This is a genomic window from Pseudomonas graminis (genome assembly GCF_004364335.1).
GTDB classification, from domain to species: Bacteria; Pseudomonadota; Gammaproteobacteria; order Pseudomonadales; family Pseudomonadaceae; genus Aquipseudomonas; species Aquipseudomonas graminis_D.
In genome coordinates, this window is the sequence record NZ_SOCR01000007.1 from 73,818 (window position 1) to 94,320 (window position 20,503).

Below are 20,503 nucleotides of genomic sequence, written 5' to 3' on the forward strand. Positions count from 1 at the left end.
TCAGGACCTCGGGTCGAAGGCATCCCGCAGGGCCTCGCCAATAAACACCAGCAGCGACAGTATCAGCGCCAGTGTGAAAAATGCCGTGAAGCCCAGCCATGGCGCCTGCAGGTTCTGTTTGCCCTGGGCGATCAGTTCGCCCAGTGACGCGCTTCCGGCGGGCATGCCGAAGCCGAGGAAGTCCAGCGCAGTCAGCGTGGAGATCGCCCCGGTGAGAATGAAAGGCAGGTAGCTCAGGGTCGCGTTCATCGCGTTGGGCAGAATGTGCCGCAGGATCACCTTGCGATCACTCAGTCCCAGCGCCCGCGCCGCTTTGACGTACTCCAGATTGCGCCCGCGCAGGAACTCGGCGCGCACCACGTCCACCAGCGCCAGCCATGAAAACAGCGCCATGATCCCCAGCAGCCACCAGAAGTTCGGCTCGACGAAGCCCGATAGAATGATCAGCAGGTACAGCACCGGCAGACCGGACCAGACTTCCAGCAGGCGCTGGCCGATCAGATCCACCCAGCCGCCGTAGTAGCCTTGCAATGCGCCGGCGGCGATGCCGATCAGCGCACTGATGAAGGTCAGCGCCAGCGCAAACAGAATCGACACCCGCGCGCCGAAAATCACCCGGGCCAGCACGTCCCGTGCCTGATCGTCCGTGCCCAGCCAGTTGATCGAGGAGGGCGGGCTCGGCGCGGGCTTGTTCAGGTCATAGTTGGGTGTGTCATCACTGAACGGGATCGGCGGAAACAGCATCCAGCCATCGCCCTTGCTGATCAGCTGGCGCACGTAATCGCTGCGGTAATCCGGCTGAAACGGCAGCTGGCCGCAGAATTCCTGCTCGGTGTAGCGCTTGAAGGCGGGGAAATACAGCTCATGCTGATAACTCAGCACCAGGGGTTTGTCGTTGGCAATAAGTTCGCCGCACAGGCTGATCACGAACAGCCCGCAGAACAGCCACAGCGACCACCAGCCTCGCCGGTTGTTGCGGAAGCGCTCGAAGCGACGGCGGGCCACCGGAGACAATCTGCGCATCACGCATTCCTCGCGCTGAAGTCGATTCGCGGGTCGACCAGGGTGTAGCAGATGTCACCGACCAGCTTTATCAGCAGCCCGAACAGCGTGAAGATGAACAGCGAACCGAACACCACCGGGTAGTCCCGCGATACCGCGGCTTCGTAACTCATGCGGCCAAGGCCATCGAGGGAGAAGATCACTTCGATCATCAACGAACCGGCGAAGAACACACTGATGAACGCCTGGGGAATACCCGCCACGATCAGCAACATGGCATTGCGGAACACGTGGCCGTAGAGGACGCGTCGCTCACTCAGGCCTTTAGCGCGGGCGGTCACCACGTACTGGCGGGTGACTTCGTTCAGGAAGGAGTTTTTGGTCAGAATGGTCAGCGTCGCGAAACCGCCGATCACCAGTGACGTCACCGGCAAGACCAGGTGCCAGAAGTAATCGGCGATCTTGCCCAGGGTACTCAACTCATCAAAGTTCTCGGACACCAGCCCGCGCACCGGGAACCAGCTCAACGAGGTGCCGCCGGCGAACAGCACCACCAGCAGCATGGCGAACAGAAAGGCCGGCATCGCGTAACCGATGATGATTGCCGTGCTGCTCCAGATGTCGAAGTGGCTGCCGTGCTTGACCGCCTTGCGGATGCCCAGGGGGATCGACACCAGGTAGGTGATCAGCGTCGCCCACAATCCCAGGGAGATAGAGACGGGCATCTTTTGCAGGATCAGGTCCGTGACCTTGGCGCCGCGAAAGAAGCTGTTGCCGAAATCCAGTTGGGCATAGTTCTTCAGCATCAGCCACAAGCGCTCATGCAAGGGCTTGTCGAAACCGTATTGACGCTCGATTTCCTTGATCAGCTTGGGATCGAGGCCGCGACTGGCCCGCGACTGTCCGGCATTCATGGTTTCGGTGTGGCCGGCGCCGATGGTGCCGCCGGCCACGCCTTGCAGTTTGGCGATGGCTTGCTCAACCGGGCCGCCCGGTGCGGCCTGCACGATGAAGAAGTTGACCAGCAGAATGCACAGCAGCGTCGGAATGATCAGCAGCAGGCGCCTCATCAGGTAGCCGAGCATTACTTGACCTCCGAGGGAATGGCCGAAGCGCCCCGTTGTCGGGCGAACTCTTCGTTGGTCAGTGCCTGGGGGCTGACTTCCCACCAGGTGTCGATGGCCTCACTGTTGCTGGCCTGCACCCTGGGAATGCCGAAGCGGTTCCACCACACCGTGGAAGAGCCGGGCGGGTAATAGTTGGGAATCCAGTAGAAGCCCCATTGCAGCACCCGGTCCAGGGCATGGGCGTAATCGATCATCGCAGGTTTGCTGTCGGCTTTGGCCAGGCCCTCGATCAGGGTGTCAACGGCGGGGTCGCGCAGGACCATGTAGTTGCTGGAGCCGGAATCGGTGGCGACTTTCGAGCCGAAGTTGTTGTACAGCTCCATGCCGGGGGAGGTCGAAACGCCATAGCCGGTGACGATCATGTCGTAATCCCGGGCCATGACCCGGTTCAGGTACTGCGCCGAGTCGATGCGGCGGATTTCGAAATCGATGCCGATCTGCGCCAGATTGCGCTTGTACGGCAGCAGGATTTTCTCAAAGCCGCTCTGGCCGTTGAGAAAGGTAAAGCTCAACGGTTCGCCCTGGGCGTTGACCAGCTTGTCGCCCTGGGGCATCCAGCCTGCTTCTTCGAGTAGCGCGAGGGCTTGCAGCTGTTTGTCGCGAATGAAGCCGCTGCCATCGGTTTTCGGGGTCTGGAACACCGTGGTGAACACTTCCGGCGGCACCTGACCGCGCAGCGGCTCGAGGATCTTCAGCTCAGACTCGGTGGGCAACGCTGTCGCCGCCAGGTCACTGTTGGAGAAGTAGCTGTTCTGACGCACATAGACGTTGCGCATCATCTGTTTGTTGGTCCACTCGAAGTCCCACAGCATCGCCAGCGCCTGCCGCACGCGCCGGTCCTGAAACTTCGGGCGATCAAGGTTGAAGATAAAACCCTGAGAGCTCTGCACCGCACCCTTGGCCAGGTGCGCCCGCTGCAGACGACCTTCGGTCAATGCCGGGCTGTCATAGCCGATGGAATAGCCGGTGGCGGAATATTCGCGGTTGTAGTCGTAACCGCCACCGCGCAGCACCTGGCGGGCGACGTCGGTATCGCCGAAGTACTCGACGCTGAAGTGATCGAAGTTGTACTGGCCACGATTGACTGGCAGGTCCTTGCCCCACCAGTCCGGGTTGCGCTCGAAGGTGACGCTGCGGCCCGGGTCGACCTTGCCGATGCGATATGGCCCGCTGCCCACCGGAATCTCGAAGCCGCCGCCGTTGGCGAAGTCGCGGTCCTTCCACCAATGCTCGGGGAACACCGGCAGCGAGGCGAGATCCAGCGGCAGGGTGCGGCTTTCACTGCTTTTGAAATCAAAGCGGATTTGCGTCGGCGACTCGACTTCGACGCTTTTGACGTCCTGAAACTCGGTGCGGTACGACAGGCTGCCCTGGGTCATCAGCAGGTTGTAGGTGTAGCGCACGTCTTCGGCGGTGATGGCCGAGCCGTCGGAAAATCTGGCCTTGGGGCTCAAGTAGAAACGCAACGACATGCCGTCGGGAGCATGTTCCATTTTCTCTGCGATCAGGCCATACACGGTGTACGGCTCATCCAGCGACTTCACCGCCAGGGGCGAGTACAGCAAGCCGTTGACCTGGGCGACGCCGGTGCCCTTGTCGAGGTACGGCATGATGTGATCGAACTGACCGATTTCCTGCGCGGAACGGCGCATACTGCCGCCTTTCGGGGCATCGGCGTTCACATAATCGAAGTGCTCGAAATTAGCCAGATAGCGCGGCGCCTCACCGTAGACGGTCAATGCGTGTTGAGGGGCGGCGGACAAAACCTGAAAACCTGAAACGAAGACGAATGTTGCGACCATCAGCGATGACAAAACAAAACGCATTGCACGAATCCTGACTGACATTGGCGACCAATATCAGGGTTGAAGGTCATGACGGCGCGGGCGGCCGGTCCGGTTTTTTATTGATTACCTTGCAGGCAAGGTACCGCAAAGCCGGGGTCTTTGTAACCGGACAATACTGCGCTAAAACAAGGATTCATTAAACAAACGGCCCGCTTTCAAGGGCGGGCCGTTCGTGCAGCAGCGCGGGGGATTAGTCCTGGCGGCTGGTCACTTCCAGCAGGTGATAACCGAACTGGGTTTTCACCGGGCCCTGGACAACGTTCACCGGGGCGCTGAACACCACGGTGTCGAATTCCTTGACCATTTGACCCGGGCCGAAGGAGCCGAGGTCGCCGCCCTGACGGCTGGACGGGCAGCTGGAATTGGATTTTGCGACTTCGGCAAAATCAGCGCCGCCTTCGATCTGCGCTTTGAGTTCGTTGCACTTCTCTTCGCTGGATACGAGGATGTGGCGGGCAGTGGCTTTGGCCATTTGAGTGACTCCTGTGAAAAAAAGAAACGAGCGTACTCGAATAAGGGCCGCGTTTCCCGAGAAAGTTCAGGCGCCTTTGTCTGGTCGTGACCGATGACATCGTCGGTTAAAGACCTTTGCTGAAAAGAAGGGCAGCGTGGTCCACGTACAGCTTGACCGGATCCACCTTCTTGCGCACCAGGCCGGCACTCTGATTGATGGAGTCCACGTGGTCCATCGGGTAGTCGGAGCGGATCACCTTGCCCAGATGGGAGCTGAAGCGGCCGACCAGGCCGTCATTGGACGCCGCTTCTTTCTCGAACAGCAGCGCGTAGCTGCGCAGCGCCAGGTGCAACGGATCCATGGCATTGCGTCCTTCGGACAACAACGAGCCGTCGATGCAGCCGCTCCACGAGTAATAGTGAACGCCGTTGACCCGTTCAGCACCTTCGCCGCCCCAGGTTGAGGGCAGTCCCTGGGAATACTTGCGGTTGAATGCCGCAACGCCGTCGGTGGTCAGCGCATCCAGCGCCTGAATCGGGTCCTGGGGCAGCGCCGAGTTACCACTCAGCAGCGCCAGGAAGTGGGCAAAACCTGCGGTCATTCGCGATGCCACCGCTTCAGGCATCTCCCCCGGCGTCAGCGACCGACGTACCCGGTCGGCCACCTCCGAGCCGTGGTTGGGCCCGCTCACGGAGGTGACAGATGCCACGATGTCCGGACGCAATGCTGCAGCATAGCGTGAGGTCAGCGCGCCCTGGCTGTGTCCGATCAGGTTGACTTTCAGGTAACCGGTGCGGCGCAGGAAGCGTTCGATCTGATCGATCAATTGCTCGCCGCGGGTTTCGTTGTCGTGGACGCCGGACAGCGCTGGCACGTGAACCCTGCAGCCGGCTTTCTCCAGTGCCTGGGGGATGCCGTGGAACATGTCCACCTTGCCGATCCGGTCAAAACCGAACAGGCCGTGGACCAGCAACATCGGATACTTGGTGGTGACTTCCTGGTACATGCCGATCATTCCTTCGATATAAAAGAAGGATCGAGCTTAACCAGCGCAAGTCATGGGCGGAGGGCCCGGCGGGGTATGGCGAAGGGCCGGTTGGTAAAGGGTGTGGAGAGCGTTGCACCGCTCCAGACCGTGTGTGCCGGGGAGGCTGGAAAAGGCGTTGGCGGTTTGCTGCCAATGCGTCGGGTGCTCGAGACGATTTCCCACGAGGGGCGTCTTTATTGAGACGGACCATTGCTGACAACGACGACGATTCCGAGGCAAGCCGGAGACATGACTGCCACCGGCTTCCTGTTTGCAGACGTTACTGCAAGCGTTACTGCAAACGTAACGGCACAACTTACCTGTAGCGCAGTTTGTCCACGGCGTTGCGCAGCAGGCGCTCGGTGGATTCCCAGCCCAGGCAGGCATCGGTCACGGACACACCATATTTGAGGGAAGCACTCAGCGGCTGGCAGCCTTCGAACAGGTGGCTCTCCAGCATCATGCCGATCAGCGTCCGGTCACCGGCCAGTCGTTGCTGCAGCACGTCGTTGAAGACGGCCGGCTGGCGCAGTGGATCCTTGCCGCTGTTGGCGTGACTGCAATCGACCATGATGCGCGCGGCCATGCGGTGCTTCGCCAGACTGGCATTCACCGCTGCAATGCTGGCGGCGTCGTAGTTGGGGCCGCCGTGACCGCCGCGCAGCACGATGTGGGTGTCGGGATTGCCCTGCGTCTCGATAATCGCCGGATGGCCGTGGGAGTCCATGCCGAAATGGCGGTGGGCGTGGGCCGCCGAGCGAATGGCGTCGCAGGCCACGGAGATACCACCATCGGTGCCGTTCTTGAAGCCGGTGGGCACGCCGAGGCCGCTGGCCATTTCCCGGTGGATCTGCGATTCGGTGGTTCTTGCGCCAATCGCCACCCAGCTCAACAGGTCATCGAAGTAGCCTGCCGCCATCGGTTGCAACAACTCCGTGGCGACCGGCAAGCCGAGGCGGACCATGTCACGCATCAACTGCCGCGACAGGGCGAGGCCCTCGGCCATGTCGTCACTGCCGTCCAGCGCAGGATCGTACGCGAGGCCTTTCCAGCCAACCGTGGTGCGCGGCTTCTCGACGTAGGCGCGCATCACCAGCAGCATCTGGTCACTGACTTCGGCAGCCAGACGCGCCAGGCGCTCGGCGTAGTCGAGGGCGGCGTGGGAATCGTGGATCGAGCACGGGCCGACAACGACCAGCAGGCGCGAATCGTCTCCATTGAGAATGGCGCGGATTGACTGACGATGGGCAGCGACCTGTGTGGTCAAGCCAGCATCCAGCGGCAGCTGATGTTTCAGCGCGAACGGTGTGGGCAGGCGTTTCGGGGCAGGGCGGCTGTCACTCAGTGTGACGGCGCCGGACGGCAGATCGATGAGGGTGTTGCTGACGACGGGCGAATTCATGTGCTGGCTTCCTGGTCGGCGGGTATTCCCGCGCGGACCTACTGGGGTGTTCGACAATTGGCCGGATTGGCTGTGAGCAGGGCGATGCCACCTGTCAGTGACCGGTCGGAGGCGGCAGGCTGTCCCGAACGGAGGTTGCTAAATCGCCAGGCGAAGTCGGTGTCGTGGCGGTAATAGTGGTTGCGGTTCATGTGTCGCTCCTGGAATCAATCAGTCAGAAATGTGTGGCCAAAAAAAACAAAACCCCCGGTCGGGAAGCCGACCGGGGGTGAGAGTTATCTCTGGTGGGCGTCCCGAACTTCAGGGCGCCGTTGGGGTATCAAGCGCGCCAGTGGCTAAACCAATACCCATAAAAATAAGATGCAGGAGCGGTAGATGCCGTCGCATTCCAGGCAGCCGCACGCTCAACCAGACGTGAACCGTCTGCAGCGTTGAACAACTGGGTGGCAAGGAAAGGCAACATGATCTGTCTCCATGGAATGCCGCCGAGCTTACTTCAGTCCCGCCGGGTTGTTCAATTGGAAATTGCAATGGGAGTGATTGACGTGAGCCTGCTTATAAGCAACGCCTAAACTGCGACAGGCCGATTCAGTCCTCAGGCATTTTCGGGGAGGCGATGGCAGGGGGGATCACGCCGATCTTCATGCCCAACAACACCGCGACTTTGTGGGATTCGCCTCGGCGCCCCTTTTTTCGGCCGGACAACACTTGATAGGTCGTCGCCGGGTCCACGTTGTGCTCTCTGGCAAACTCTTGAACCGATTTGCCCTGCTGTTCCAGCCAAGCCCTGGCTTGTGCGGCGGTACGGATTCCGGGCATAGTTCAAAACCGTTCAAGTTCGTTCAAATTATTTCGATTCTATCACTCAAAAGAGTGATGTCAACAAGGCTATGCATCCAAATGAGTGGAATAAGTGCCCGAATTAGGGAAGAGCGCGAGCGCTTGGGGCTTTCACAACGCGCATTCGGTGAAATCGGTGGCGTGGAAGCCAACGCGCAGGGCAAGTACGAAAACGGTGAACGCACCCCCAAGGCCGATTATCTGGCCCGCGTCGCCCACCGCGGTGTAGACGTGCTGTACGTGCTGACGGGTTCCCGCACCCCGGTGCCGATCGTCGGCCTGAGCGAAAACGAGGAGTGGATGGTGGGCAGTTACCGCACCCTGGGAAAGGAGGAACAGGAGGCCATCTGCCGGTTAACCACTACCCTGGCGGAATACCAGAGCACTTATGCCCCGGACAAGAAGTTATAAGGCAATCCGAGGGGTGCAGCAGTCGCGCGTTTGAAGATTTTTATCAAGTGTTGCGGTCGATGATGATAGCTTGTGGGCATCGTTGTAGATCATCTGGTACACATGCACTGGCAGTGCTCCAGAGCAGGTCGGTTACTTTCTTTTTGCTAACGTGGCGAGCAGTCGTCACGAATTGTTCGGTGAGGTGTCTGCTTGATTAGGGTGCTGGTTGTCGATGACCACGATCTGGTTCGGACAGGTATCACGCGCATGTTGGCCGACATCGAAGGCTTGCAGGTGGTGGGGCAGGCCGAGTCCGGCGAAGAGTCGTTGCAGAAGGCCCGCGAGCTGAAACCGGACGTCGTGCTGATGGACGTCAAGATGCCCGGCATTGGCGGACTGGAAGCCACGCGCAAGCTCATCCGCAGCCACCCCGACATGAAGGTGGTGGCGGTGACAGTGTGCGAAGAGGACCCGTTCCCTACACGCCTGCTGCAAGCCGGCGCGGCGGGATACATGACCAAAGGCGCCGGTCTGACGGAGATGGTTCAGGCCATTCGCCTGGTGTTCGCAGGGCAGCGTTACATCAGCCCACAGATCGCCCAGCAACTGGCGCTCAAGTCATTCCAGCCGCAAACCAGCAATTCGCCGTTCGATCTCTTGTCCGAGCGGGAAATCCAGATTGCCCTTATGATTGTCGGCTGCCAGAAAGTGCAGACGATTTCCGACAAGCTTTGCCTGTCCCCCAAAACCGTGAATACCTACCGGTACCGCATATTCGAGAAGCTGTCGATTAGCAGTGACGTTGAGCTGGCCCTGCTGGCCGTTCGTCACGGCATGGTCGACGCCAGCGCATAAATGACCCAACCGTTTGATCCCAGTGCTTTTCTGTCCACCTGCAGTGGTCGCCCCGGCGTATATCGGATGTTCGATATCGACGGCAAGCTGCTGTACGTCGGCAAGGCCAAGAATTTAAAGAAGCGCCTCGCCAGCTATTTCCGCAAGACCGGCCACGCCCCGAAAACCGGTGCATTGGTCGCGCGGATCGCTCAGGTTGAAACCACCATCACCGCCAATGAAACCGAGGCGCTGCTGCTGGAACAAACCCTGATCAAGGAATCGCGCCCGCCGTACAACATCCTGTTGCGCGACGATAAGTCCTATCCCTATGTGCACTTGTCCGACGGCGAATTTCCTCGGCTGAGCATTCATCGTGGTGCCAAAAAGGCCAAGGGCCGCTACTTCGGGCCGTATCCCAGCGCGGGCGCGATTCGCGAAAGCCTGAGCATTCTGCAGAAGACCTTCCACGTTCGTCAGTGCGAAGACAGCTTCTACAAGAACCGCACGCGGCCTTGCCTGCAGTACCAGATCAAGCGCTGCAAGGCGCCGTGCGTGAACCTTGTCGAACCGCAGATCTACAACGAGGACGTGCGTCACTCGGTGATGTTCCTCGAAGGCCGCAGCAATGCCCTCACCGACGAACTCAATGCGCTGATGGAAAAGTCGGCGATGAACCTCGATTTCGAGCACGCTGCCGAGCTGCGTGACCAGATCGGCCTGCTGCGTCGCGTTCAGGATCAGCAGAGCATGGACGGCGGCACCGGCGACGTCGATGTCGTGGCGGCGTTCGTCAACCCGGGCGGCGCCTGTGTACACCTGATCAGCGTGCGTGGCGGGCGGGTGCTGGGCAGCAAGAATTTCTTCCCCCAGGTCGGGATCGAGGAGGAGGTGGGCGAAGTCATGTCCGCGTTCCTGGCCCAGTATTTCCTGGGCGGCGGCGAGCGCGAATTGCCGGGGGAGGTCATTGTTAACGTGGTCAGCGAGGATTTTCCCGCGCTGATCGACGCGATCGATGCCTCACGGGGCCGCGAAATCATCATCAGCCACCGGGTGCGTGGCACCCGTGCGCGCTGGCAGCAACTGGCCGTGACCAATGCCGAGCAGGCACTGATGGCGCGTCTCGCCAATCGCCAACACGTCACCGCGCGCTTTGAAGCGCTGGCCCAGGTGCTCAAACTCGAGGAGCCGCCGCAGCGTCTGGAATGCTACGACATCAGCCATTCCAGCGGCGAAGCGACGGTGGCGTCGTGCGTGGTGTTCGGTCCCGAGGGCCCGATCAAGTCCGATTACCGTCGCTACAACATCGAAGGCATCACGGCAGGGGACGATTATGCTGCGATGCACCAGGCACTGACGCGTCGCTTCAGCCGCATCAAGGACGGCGAGGGCAAATTGCCGGACATCTTGCTGGTGGACGGCGGCAAGGGCCAGTTGAGTATGGCCCGTGATGTGATGAACGAACTGGCCATCCCCGACCTGATTCTGTTGGGTGTCGCCAAGGGCGCCACGCGCAAGGCAGGCTTCGAGACGCTGTACTTGAACGATGCGGCCCATGAGTTCACCCTCAAGGGCGATTCCCCCGCGCTGCACTTGATCCAGCAGATCCGCGACGAAGCTCACCGGTTTGCTATCACCGGGCACCGCGCGCGACGGGGTAAAACCCGTCGAACGTCAACCCTGGAAGGGGTGGCAGGGGTGGGCCCGACCCGGCGTCGCGATTTGCTCAAGCACTTCGGCGGCCTTCAGGAATTGTCCCGGGCCAGCATCGAAGAAATTGCCAAGGCGCCGGGAATCAGCAAAAAGCTCGCAGAGTCGATTTATGCAAACCTGCACAGCGAGTAGAATGCTCGCTCACCTCGTAGCCAGTTGTGCCGATGAATATCCCTAATCTGATCACCGTATTACGTGTCCTGCTGATTCCGATCTTCATTCTGTTGTTCTATCTGCCGTACCACTGGAGCTATATGGCCGCCAGTTCGGTGTTCGCCCTGGCAGCCGCGACCGACTGGCTGGACGGATACCTGGCAAGACGCCTGGAGCAAAGCACCCCGTTCGGGGCGTTTCTCGATCCAGTGGCTGACAAGCTGATGGTGGCCGTTGCGCTGGTGTTGCTGGTGCAGGCCCACGCGAACCTTTGGCTGACGCTACCAGCCGCCGTCATCATTGGCCGCGAGATCGTTATCTCCGCCCTGCGCGAGTGGATGGCCGAACTGGGGGCGCGGGCACAAGTGGCGGTGTCGAACCTGGGTAAATGGAAAACCGCTGCGCAGATGCTCGCGCTGGTCATTCTGCTGGCCAACCCGCCGGCGTTTACCTTCTGGGTGGTGTTGGGTTATGTACTGCTGATGATCGCGGCGGGCCTTACGCTGTGGTCGATGGTGCAATACCTGCGGGCAGCATGGCCGCATCTGCGTACGACCACCGATGAAAAATAAGTATTTTTAAATCAAGGGGTTGACGGGGTCATTTGAGTGTATAGAATGGCGCCCACACAAAGCGGGAATAGCTCAGTTGGTAGAGCACGACCTTGCCAAGGTCGGGGTCGCGAGTTCGAGTCTCGTTTCCCGCTCCAGTTTGTATGCGTTTAGCGGTAGTGGTTGGATCGTTGAGCGTTTGAGGCCGAGTAGCAAAATGGTTATGCCGCGGATTGCAAATCCGCTTACGCCGGTTCGATTCCGACCTCGGCCTCCACATTTAAAGCCCGTAAGATCAACGTCTTACGGGCTTTTTTGTGGGTTGCGTTTAGTGAATCACTTCCGCAACCCGAATGCCAAATCCTGGAGGAAAGATGAGCCATCGGGTTTGACCGATGGCGGTGAGGGTGGGCAGTCGTTAGAAATTGAGAACGTACTGAAAAACCATGAGAGCAGCCATGGCTACTCCCGCACCCGCAACGAAAGGCAGCAAGCCTACGCGGGATGAAAATGATTCCTTGGCACTCATTTGAGCATCCAATTCGGCTATCTCTCGGCGCAAGATCGTTGATGCTGACTGGTTATCAGGACTGGTTTTCATTACTGGATCCTTTCAAATAAGTGAGCTTCTAGCAGTATGCTCTGCAGATAATGTGAACCTGCGGGCTCGAAAGTTCAACATTTGGATTCGAAGTCCAGGGTTTATGCAGATCAAGCACCGGTCCTTGACAGCAAATTTATGATGGCACTTGCTGCGGTAATCAGGCCCGCCCCCACCAGGAACGGATACCAGAACGCTTCACGCTTGAGCTTCGTCTCCTCGGCTAGAAGCTTTCGGGTCTCCGCTACGAATTTTCGTGTTTCGATCTGTAGTTTTTCAAGCTCCAGATGCTCTCGATCATCTTGCAGCATTGTCGCTTCCTTAGCGGTGGCGAATGTCGTGGCCCAAGTGGCGAAGGATTATGAATGCGGGTAAGGACCTCTCGAAAGGGGGCGGGTGCATAATGCGAAGCCAAAATTGTATCTTGGCTAGACTTGGAATTTTGCGCGCACTGGCAGGAAAAGCGCACTGACCTGACCTAACTGATTGAAATCCGTGCCCTTTGAACTTGCCTCGCCGGCTGGGGATGTATATATTCCCCGCTCTTGTCAGCTTCCCCTCGCGACATCGCTCGCGGGTTCAACGGCTGATCTGCACTACCGCCCTGATGGTGAAATTGGTAGACACACCGGACTTAAAATCCGTCGTCCGAAAGGATGTGCCGGTTCGACTCCGGCTCGGGGCACCAATCAGAAAAAAGGCACTTGAGGGCAACCTCTAGTGCCTTTTTCGTCTTACCCCCTCAAAACCTTGCGCAAAAACGGCGCCGTCCGGCTCTCTTCCACGTCGGCAACCTCCTCAGGCGTGCCACACGCCACAACATTCCCGCCCTTGTCCCCAGCGCCCGGGCCGATGTCAATCACCCAGTCACTCTGGGCCACCACGCGCATTTCATGCTCCACCACCACCACGCTGTGCCCTGCATCCACCAGCGCATTCAACTGCGTCAGCAGCCGATCCACATCGGTGGGGTGCAGGCCCGTGGTTGGTTCGTCGAGCACGTATAGAGTGGCGCCGCGCTGACTGCGCTGCAGCTCTGTCGCCAGTTTGATGCGCTGGGCCTCGCCGCCAGACAGTTCGGTGGCGGGTTGGCCGAGTCGAAGATAGCCCAGCCCGATATCACGCAGGACGGTGAGCGAGCGAAGCACGCCGGGTTGTTCGGCGAAGACGTCAACCGCTTGCTCCACCGTCAGCTGCAGCACATCGGCGATGCTCAACCCGTCCCACTTGATGGCCAGGGTGTCCGGGTTATAGCGCGCGCCATGGCAAGTCGGGCAGGGCGCGTAGACGCTGGGCATGAACAGCAATTCGACGCTGACAAACCCTTCGCCTTCGCACACCGGGCAACGGCCCTTGGCGACGTTGAACGAGAACTGCCCGGCGTCGTAGCCGGCTTTCTGCGCGTCTGGCGTCGCGGCGAACAGTTTGCGCACGTTGTCGAATAGCCCGGTGTAGGTTGCGAGGTTGGAGCGCGGGGTGCGGCCGATGGGTTTCTGATCAACCTGCACCAGACGCTTGATCGCGCTCAGTCCGCCAGCGATGTGCCCACCGGTGGGCTGTGGCGCGTCGTCCTCCAGGCTGGATTCTTCCGCCTCAACCTCCGCGACCGGCCGTCCCAATTCGGCGCCCACCAACTCCAGCAATGCCTGGCTGACCAAGCTGGATTTGCCCGAGCCGGAGATGCCGGTCACCGAGGTGAAGCAGCCCAACGGGAATTCTGCGCTCAGTTCATTGAGGTTGTTGCGGGTGATGCCTTCCAGGCGCAGCCAGTCAGTGGGCCGCCTTCTCGCGGCGCGCAGTTCCGTGTGCTCGGCGAACAGATGCTGGCGTGTTTGCGACGCCTCGATCTTGGCCAGGCCTTCGGGAGGGCCGCTGTACAGCACGTGGCCGCCATGCTCACCGGCGGCGGGGCCGACGTCGATCAGCCAGTCGGCGCGGCGCATGGTTTCCAGATCGTGCTCGACGACGAACAGCGAGTTGCCGGACGCCTTCAGCTGCTGCAATGCCGTGAACAGCGCTTCGCTGTCCGCCGGGTGCAGGCCCGCAGAAGGCTCGTCCAGCACGTAGATCACGCCGAACAGTTGCGAGCCTAATTGTGTCGCCAGGCGCAGGCGCTGCAGTTCACCGGACGACAGCGACGGCGTGCTGCGATCCAGCGCCAGGTAACCCAGACCCAGCTCGGTGAGTGTGCTGACCCGCGCCAGCAAATCCTGAGCGATACGTTGAGCGGCGAGGCGTTTCTCGACAGACAGGTTCGGCGTAGCGCGTACATCGGGCGCGGCATCGTGGGCCGCGCCGCCTGCAGTGACCCGCTTCTTTTTCGCCTTGGCCATTTGATCTCGATCCAGCACGGCGCTGTCGCGATCTTCATCAGCAAAGATGCCCGCTGCCACGGGCCGCAAGACTTCAGCCAGCCGCAGCAGAGGCATCTGCGACAGCTCGCCGATGTCGAGGCAGGCGAAGGTCACCGACAGGGCTTCGCGCTTCAGGCGCTTGCCGTCGCACAACGGGCACGGACTGCCGCGCATGAACCGCGAGACGCGCTTTTTCATCAGCGCGCTCTGCGTGGTCGCAAACGTATGCTGCACGTAACGGCGGGCGCCGGTGAAGGTGCCGTGATAACTGGGTTCGAGTTTGCGCTTGAGTGCCAGACGGGTTTCTTCCGGGGTCAGGCCCCCGTAGACCGGCACGTTAGGCTGCTCATCAGTGAAGAGAATCCAGTCGCGGTCCTTTTTCGGCAGGTCGCGCCACGGGGTGTCGACGTCGTACCCCAGGGTCACGAGGATGTCGCGCTGGTTCTGACCGCCCCAGGCCAAGGGCCATGCGGCGATAGCACGCTGGCGGATGGTCAGCGAATCGTCCGGCACCATCAGTTCTTCCGGAATCTCATAGACCCGGCCCAAGCCGTGGCACTCGGGGCAGGCACCCTGGGGCAGGTTCGGCGAGAAGTCTTCGGCGTAGAGCATCGGCTGGCCCGGCGGATAAGTACCGGCGCGGGAGTAGAGCATGCGGATCAGGCTGGACAGGGTGGTCACGCTGCCGACCGAGGAGCGCGTGCTCGGCGTCCCTCGTTGCTGCTGCAGCGCAACGGCTGGCGGCAGTCCTTCGATGGAGTCAACGTCGGGCACGCCCACTTGATCAATCAGGCGGCGGGCGTAGGGCGCGACGGACTCAAAATAGCGGCGCTGGGCTTCGGCGTACAAGGTGGAGAACGCCAGCGAGGATTTGCCCGACCCCGAGACGCCGGTGAACACCACCAGCGCGTCGCGGGGAATGTCGACGTCCACGTTTTTGAGGTTGTGCTCACGGGCACCGCGAACCCGGACGAATCCGGGGCGGTTGGCATCTACGGTGAAGGAAGAAGGGCGGGCGTCGTCTGGCAGGTGCGGCGGTGTGGTCATGGGTGGGCCTTTGAATCCTGGAAAGCGGGGGCGGTTTACTCGGAGAGGGGCACTTTGGGCGTGTGTCCGGCGTCATCGTGATCGCCGCCGGTCAGCGGCTCGTCTTCACGCACATCGTGGGTGCGATCGCGGTCATCAGCCACGTCGGCAGGGCGTGCATCCGGGTCGTTGAGTTTTTCCCCGGGAATGTGGGCGTCGTGGCTTGTCATGCTGTTTCTCCTGTCAGTTCTTCGGATGCTTCACGAATGACCTCGGCGGCCTGCAGGCCCTGGAGGAAACCGGCCAGCGCTACTTCTTCAATACGCAGGCCTTTGCGCTGGCGGATGCGTGGCAGCTTGGCCAGTTCGCCCATCGCGAAGGCTTCCAGCACGGCCGGGTGGATGTAGCATTTGCGGCAGACGGCCGGCGTGTTGCCCAGCAACCGCGCGACCTCCTTGACCATGGACACGACGTGTTTCTTGGCGTCTGCTTCCGGTTCCCAGTGCAATTTGCGCAGGGTCGCCAGGGCCATCGCGCTGCCGGCCCAGGTGCGGTAGTCCTTGGCGGTGAAGTCAGCGCCGGTCAGTGTGTGCAGGTACTGGTTGATGTCATGGGAGGAAACGGTATGCCGCTGGCCGTCGTCGTCCAGGTACTGGAAGAGGTTCTGGCCGGGCAATTCCATGCAACGCTTGATGATGGTCGCCAGGCGTCGATCGGTCACGCTGAGCCTATGCTCGACGCCGCTCTTGCCGCGAAACTCGAAGTAGATTTTGCTGCCTTTCACGTCGACGTGCTTGTTGCGCAGCGTGGTCAGGCCGTAGGAGCGGTTATCCCGGGCGTACTGACTGTTGCCGATCCGGATCAGCGTCTGGTCCAGCAGCGACAGCACCGCCGCCATGACTTTCTCGCGGCCCATGCCGGGTTTGGCCAGCTGGGTTTCCAGCTGTTTGCGCACCTTGGGCAGCGCCTGGCCGAAGGCGATCATCCGCGAGTATTTGTTCTCGTCGCGAATCTCCCGCCAGCGCGGGTGGTAGCGATACTGTTTACGACCACGGGCGTCTCGGCCAGTGGCTTGCAGATGGCCCTGGCGGTCGGCGCAGATCCACACGTCGGTGTACGCCGGCGGGATCACCAGCGCGTTGATGCGCTTGATCTCATCCTCGTCGCGCATGCGTTGGCCGTCGGTGTCGAAATAGGCGAACTTGCCGCGCAGGATCTTGCGGGTAAATCCGGGCTGGCTGTCGTCGACGTAATGCAGATCTTTGGGCAGGTCTTCGCTGTGGATTGTGTCCGTCATGAAAGGCAGTCCTGAATGCGGGTCTTTTTGCATTGACCGTTGCGCTTCGCAGTCGTGCCGAATAAATGCGTTCCTCAGAGATGGGATGCGTGATCGACCGGGCCTAGGCCAGCAACGCCACCGACTTGATCTGTGCCCACAGCCGCTGCCCAGCCGCCAATTGCAGCTGATCCCTGGAATACCGGGTGATCCGCGCCAGCAGCGGCGAGCCGTCGGCATCCAGGCGGACCAGCACATGGGCGGTGTTGTCGGCGGCGATCTCTTCGATGACGGTCACCGGCAGGCGATTGAGGATGCTGCTTTGAGCGTCGGGTTGCAGGCTCAGGCTCACGTCCCGCGCTTGCACTTTAAAGCGCAGCGGTTTGCCGGGCGCCAATGCCGAGTGGGAGACGCGGATACTCAGTTGGCTGCGTGGCAGTTGAACGGTGATGAGCTGATAGGCGGCGTCGTAGGCCAGCACGCTGCCTTCGATCACCACGCCCGCGTCGTCGCCCATCGCCAGCGGCAGATCCAGCCGCGCCAGGGTTTCGCCGATGGGGCCGCTGGCCAGGGCTTTGCCGTCGCTGAGCAGCACCAGATGGTCGGCCAGTCGGGCCACTTCATCCTGGGCGTGACTCACGTAAATCAGCGGAATATCCAGCTCGTCGTGGAGGCGCTCGAGGTACGGCAGGATTTCGCTTTTGCGTTGCGCATCCAGCGCCGCCAGGGGTTCGTCCATCAGCAGCAGGCGCGGGCTGGTCAGCAGCGCCCGGGCGATGCCGACCCGCTGACGCTCGCCGCCGGACAGCTTATCGGGCGCGCGGCTGAGCAGATGATCGATGCCCAACAGCGAGGTCGCCTGCTGCAACGTAATGCGTCTGTCGCCCTCGGCAATGCGCTTGAGGCCGAAGCGCAAATTGCCCTCGACGTCGAGGTGTGGAAACAGGCTCGCTTCCTGGAACACGTATCCCAGAGGGCGCTTGTGGGGGGGCAGAAAGACGTGGTTGGCGCTGTCCTGCCAGACTTCGCCGTTGACGCGGATATAGCCGTCGGCCGCTTTTTCCAGCCCGGCGATGCAGCGCAGGCAGGTGGTCTTGCCAGAACCGGAATGGCCATACAGCGCCGTCACGCCGCGGCCGGGCAGATCGAGGTCGACGTCCAGGGCGAACTCGGCGTAATTCACCTTCAGCCGCGCTTCGATCCTCACACTCATGCGCCGCTCCAGGCGGATCGCGCCTTGCCGCTGGAGTACAGCGCCAGCAGCACCACAAAGGAAAACACCAACATCGCCCCGGCCAGCCAATGGGCCTGGGCGTATTCCATGGATTCGACGTGGTTGTAGATTTGCGTGGAGACAACCCGGGTTTTCTCCGGGATGTTGCCGCCGATCATCAGGACCACGCCAAATTCACCCACGGTGTGGGCGAAACCCAGAATCGCCCCGGTGATAAAACCAGGGCGCGCCAGCGGCAGGATCACAGAGAAGAACGTGTCCCAGGGACCTGCGCGCAAGGTGGCTGCCACTTCAAGGGGGCGAGGGCCGATGGCGGCGAAGGCGTTCTGCAGGGGCTGCACCACGAACGGCAGGGAATACAGCACCGAGCCAATCACCAGCCCGGTGAAACTGAACGTCAGCGTGCCGAGCCCCAGGCTCTGGGTCAGCTGCCCCATCGCGCCGTTCGGCCCGAGCAACAGCAGCAGATAAAAGCCGATCACCGTGGGGGGCAGCACCAAGGGCAGGGCCACCACCGCGCCGATCGGGCCTTTCAACCAGGAGCGGGTCCGCGACAACCACAGCGCGATGGGCGTGCCGACGATCAGCAGAATCACGGTGGTCAGGGACGCCAGTTTCAGCGTCAGCCAGATCGCCGCGAGGTCGGCACTGCCCGGCAGCATTTACAGCTGGTACCCGTAGGACTTTATGATCGCGGCGGCTTTCGGGCCTTTGAGGTAATCCATCAGCGCCTTGGCCGCGGCGTTGTCTTTGCCCTTGTTGAGGATCACGGCGTCCTGCTTGATCGGCTCATGCAGGTTGGCCGGCACGATCCATGCCGAGCCACCGGTCAGCTTGCCGTCCTTGAACACCTGGGAGAGGGCGACGAAGCCCAGCTCGGCGTTGCCGGTCTGTACGAACTGATAGGCCTGGGCGATGCTCTGGCCTTCGACGATCTTGCTTTTGGTCGCCTCGGTCAGGCCCAGTTTGTCCAGGGTCTGGGTGGCAGCGAGGCCGTAGGGGGCGGCTTTCGGGTTGGCAATCGACAGGTGTTCGAATTTGCCGTCTTTCAGCACTTGGCCTTTGTCGTCCACGTAGCCGTCTTTGGCCGACCACAGCGCCAGGGTGCCCACCGCGTAGGTGAAGCGCGAGCCTTTGACAGTCTCGTTTTCGCTTTCCAGTTTCGCCGGGGTGGTGTCATCGGCGGCGAGGAAGACTTCGAACGGCGCGCCATTTTTGATCTGGGTGTAGAACTGGCCGGTGGCGCCGAATGAGGCCACGAGTGTGTGACCCGTATCCTTTTCGAAATCCGTGGCGATGGCCTGAATCGGCGCGGTGAAGTTGGCGGCGACGGCCACCTGTACTTCATCGGCAAACGCAGTGCCCGACGACAGCGCGACAAAGGCAATGGCCAGTGAGGTGAGGGTGAAGCGATTTGAAACTGCGCGCATGGAACGGCTCCGGGGTAGCGAACGGAATGGGGGATGAACGCCAACCGGACGCCGGTCAAACGCTATGCAGCGAAATATATAGCGACTCTTGTCCGCGCGGAAGCCGGATCTTGCCGCGCTCGGCTTTTATCTCCTCGGCTTAACGCCCGGCCAGCCGCTCGAGGGCCCCGATGGCCAGGGTCCGGGTGAGTTCTTCTGCTGACAGCGAGTGCTTGATGCCCACGGCCTGACCCGCCCAGAGATTCATGAAACCGTCGTCACCCCGGGCTTCGGCCTTGCTGCGCAGCGGCATCAGTGCGCCGCCCGCCGTGGGAAAGGCCGGCGCGGCATCGGCCATGGGCCCAATCTCACCCATGATGCGGTTGACGATACCCCGGGCCGGACGACCGGTGAAAATGTTGGTGATGGCGGTCTGGCTATCTTGCGCGCGGCTCAGTGCCGCCTGATGCAGCGTCGAGGTCTTGGCTTCCGGAGTGAACAGGTAGGCGGTGCCGATCTGAGCCGCCGAAGCGCCGAGCATGAACGCGGCGGCAATCCCGCGACTGTCGCCAATGCCGCCGGCGGCGATGACCGGCACCGTCACGGCATCGACGATTTGAGGCACCAGCGCCATCGTGCCGACCTGGGTGTGCAGCTGATCGCTGAGGAACATCCCGCGATGGCCGCCGGCTTCGTAGCCCATGGCGATGATCGCATCGCAACCCCGTGCTTCGAGCCACACGGCCTCTTCTACGGTGGTCGCTGAGGAGAGCACCTTCGCACCGGTGGCCTTTACCCGCGCCAGCAATGTTGGATCGGGAAGGCCGAAATGGAAGCTGACCACTTCAGGCTTCAATTCCTCCACCAGCGCGCAAGCGGCCTCGTCAAACGGTGCGCGGTTAGACGTGGGCGTCGGCGCGTCGAAGTCGGCGCCCAGTTCGTCGTAGTAGGGCTTGAGCAGTTTTTTCCAGTCTGCATCCGCCTGCAGGTCGGCGGGCGGAGTCGAGTGACAGAAGAAATTCAGGTTGAGCGGCGCGTGGGTGCCGGCGCGTATTCGCGCCACTTCTTCTCGAATCTGCGCCCGGGTCAGCATGGCGCAGGGCAGCGAGGGCAGGCCGCCGGCCTTGCCCACCGCGACGGCCATGGCCGACCCGGACGCACCGGCCATGGGCGCTTGCAGGATGGGCAGTTCGATGTCCAGCAGCTTGAGCAGTCGGGTATCGGGCCAGGCGATCATCGGCAGAGTCTCCACAGCGAAAA

The 20,503-nt window shown here is 61.3% G+C and carries 21 protein-coding genes and 3 tRNA genes; 7 read left to right on the plus strand and 17 right to left on the minus strand.

From position 1 onward, the window contains the following. From EC919_RS14395 to EC919_RS14425, 8 genes are all read right to left on the minus strand, one after another. Nucleotides 1-1,023: an ABC transporter permease gene (locus EC919_RS14395; RefSeq protein WP_133774970.1), complete on the minus strand. Its 1,023-nt coding sequence runs from the start codon at nt 1,021-1,023 to the stop codon at nt 1-3. After that, nucleotides 1,023-2,087, minus strand: coding sequence for a microcin C ABC transporter permease YejB (locus tag EC919_RS14400; protein WP_133774972.1), 1,065 nt, complete (start codon nt 2,085-2,087; stop codon nt 1,023-1,025). Before EC919_RS14400 ends, EC919_RS14395 begins: the two co-directional genes overlap by 1 nt. Further along, nucleotides 2,087-3,955 (minus strand): extracellular solute-binding protein, encoded by a 1,869-nt coding sequence (locus tag EC919_RS14405; RefSeq protein WP_133774974.1) that lies wholly within the window; start codon nt 3,953-3,955, stop codon nt 2,087-2,089. The genes EC919_RS14400 and EC919_RS14405 overlap by 1 nt, the downstream gene beginning before the upstream one ends. Nucleotides 3,956-4,166: 211 nt before the next feature. Further along, nucleotides 4,167-4,448, minus strand: a complete 282-nt coding sequence (locus EC919_RS14410; RefSeq protein WP_027898593.1) for a peptidylprolyl isomerase — start codon at nt 4,446-4,448, stop codon at nt 4,167-4,169. 106 nt (nt 4,449-4,554) lie between these two features. Next, nucleotides 4,555-5,436 (minus strand): esterase/lipase family protein, encoded by an 882-nt coding sequence (locus EC919_RS14415; protein ID WP_133774976.1) that lies wholly within the window; start codon nt 5,434-5,436, stop codon nt 4,555-4,557. Between the two features lie 337 nt (nt 5,437-5,773). Continuing rightward, complete coding sequence (locus tag EC919_RS14420; RefSeq protein WP_133774978.1) at nt 5,774-6,859, minus strand: 3-deoxy-7-phosphoheptulonate synthase; 1,086 nt, start codon at nt 6,857-6,859, stop codon at nt 5,774-5,776. A gap of 38 nt (nt 6,860-6,897) precedes the next feature. Then, nucleotides 6,898-7,050 (minus strand): hypothetical protein, encoded by a 153-nt coding sequence (locus tag EC919_RS27175; protein ID WP_166650547.1) that lies wholly within the window; start codon nt 7,048-7,050, stop codon nt 6,898-6,900. A gap of 397 nt (nt 7,051-7,447) precedes the next feature. Then, complete coding sequence (locus EC919_RS14425; RefSeq protein WP_133774980.1) at nt 7,448-7,678, minus strand: DNA-binding protein; 231 nt, start codon at nt 7,676-7,678, stop codon at nt 7,448-7,450. Nucleotides 7,679-7,759: 81 nt separating this feature from the next. On the opposite strand from EC919_RS14425, the gene EC919_RS14430 reads away from it, so the two are divergent. From EC919_RS14430 to EC919_RS14455, 6 genes are all read left to right on the plus strand, one after another. Then, nucleotides 7,760-8,110, plus strand: coding sequence for a helix-turn-helix domain-containing protein (locus tag EC919_RS14430; RefSeq protein ID WP_133774982.1), 351 nt, complete (start codon nt 7,760-7,762; stop codon nt 8,108-8,110). A 192-nt stretch (nt 8,111-8,302) separates the two neighbouring features. After that, nucleotides 8,303-8,947: a response regulator transcription factor GacA gene (gacA, locus tag EC919_RS14435; RefSeq protein WP_065990451.1), complete on the plus strand. Its 645-nt coding sequence runs from the start codon at nt 8,303-8,305 to the stop codon at nt 8,945-8,947. Continuing rightward, nucleotides 8,948-10,771 carry an excinuclease ABC subunit UvrC gene (gene uvrC / locus EC919_RS14440; RefSeq protein ID WP_133774984.1) on the plus strand — a complete coding sequence of 608 codons (1,824 nt, stop codon included), beginning with the start codon at nt 8,948-8,950 and terminating at the stop codon, nt 10,769-10,771. Between the two features lie 32 nt (nt 10,772-10,803). Then, complete coding sequence (gene pgsA, locus EC919_RS14445) at nt 10,804-11,364, plus strand: CDP-diacylglycerol--glycerol-3-phosphate 3-phosphatidyltransferase (protein ID WP_065990459.1); 561 nt, start codon at nt 10,804-10,806, stop codon at nt 11,362-11,364. Nucleotides 11,365-11,425: 61 nt separating this feature from the next. Next, nucleotides 11,426-11,501 (plus strand) — tRNA-Gly (locus EC919_RS14450). Between the two features lie 45 nt (nt 11,502-11,546). Continuing rightward, a tRNA-Cys gene (locus EC919_RS14455) sits at nt 11,547-11,620 on the plus strand. A 141-nt stretch (nt 11,621-11,761) separates the two neighbouring features. Here EC919_RS14455 and EC919_RS14460 read toward each other — a convergent pair. Continuing rightward, a complete protein-coding gene (locus tag EC919_RS14460) occupies nt 11,762-11,944 on the minus strand; it encodes a hypothetical protein (protein WP_133774987.1) in 183 nt (60 codons plus the stop codon). A gap of 110 nt (nt 11,945-12,054) precedes the next feature. Beyond that, nucleotides 12,055-12,255, minus strand: a complete 201-nt coding sequence (locus EC919_RS14465) for a hypothetical protein (protein WP_133774989.1) — start codon at nt 12,253-12,255, stop codon at nt 12,055-12,057. 290 nt (nt 12,256-12,545) lie between these two features. On the opposite strand from EC919_RS14465, the gene EC919_RS14470 reads away from it, so the two are divergent. Next, nucleotides 12,546-12,632, plus strand: a tRNA-Leu gene (locus EC919_RS14470). A gap of 46 nt (nt 12,633-12,678) precedes the next feature. Here EC919_RS14470 and EC919_RS14475 read toward each other — a convergent pair. The 7 genes from EC919_RS14475 to EC919_RS14500 form a co-directional block, all read right to left on the minus strand. After that, nucleotides 12,679-15,345: an excinuclease ABC subunit UvrA gene (locus EC919_RS14475; protein WP_133774991.1), complete on the minus strand. Its 2,667-nt coding sequence runs from the start codon at nt 15,343-15,345 to the stop codon at nt 12,679-12,681. Between the two features lie 35 nt (nt 15,346-15,380). After that, nucleotides 15,381-15,554: a hypothetical protein gene (locus EC919_RS27180; RefSeq protein WP_166650548.1), complete on the minus strand. Its 174-nt coding sequence runs from the start codon at nt 15,552-15,554 to the stop codon at nt 15,381-15,383. After that, on the minus strand, nt 15,551-16,621 hold the full coding sequence (locus EC919_RS14480; protein ID WP_133774993.1) for a DNA topoisomerase IB: 1,071 nt from the start codon (nt 16,619-16,621) through the stop codon (nt 15,551-15,553). The genes EC919_RS27180 and EC919_RS14480 overlap by 4 nt, the downstream gene beginning before the upstream one ends. Nucleotides 16,622-16,724: 103 nt before the next feature. After that, nucleotides 16,725-17,813, minus strand: coding sequence for a molybdenum ABC transporter ATP-binding protein (modC, locus tag EC919_RS14485; RefSeq protein ID WP_133774995.1), 1,089 nt, complete (start codon nt 17,811-17,813; stop codon nt 16,725-16,727). Further along, a complete protein-coding gene (gene modB, locus EC919_RS14490; RefSeq protein WP_133774997.1) occupies nt 17,810-18,496 on the minus strand; it encodes a molybdate ABC transporter permease subunit in 687 nt (228 codons plus the stop codon). Before modB ends, modC begins: the two co-directional genes overlap by 4 nt. Continuing rightward, the gene (gene modA / locus EC919_RS14495) at nt 18,497-19,264 is read right to left on the minus strand and encodes a molybdate ABC transporter substrate-binding protein (protein WP_133774999.1); all 768 of its coding nucleotides are present in this window, start codon (nt 19,262-19,264) and stop codon (nt 18,497-18,499) included. Between the two features lie 139 nt (nt 19,265-19,403). Beyond that, a complete protein-coding gene (locus EC919_RS14500; RefSeq protein WP_133775001.1) occupies nt 19,404-20,480 on the minus strand; it encodes an NAD(P)H-dependent flavin oxidoreductase in 1,077 nt (358 codons plus the stop codon). Nucleotides 20,481-20,503: the final 23 nt, after the last annotated feature.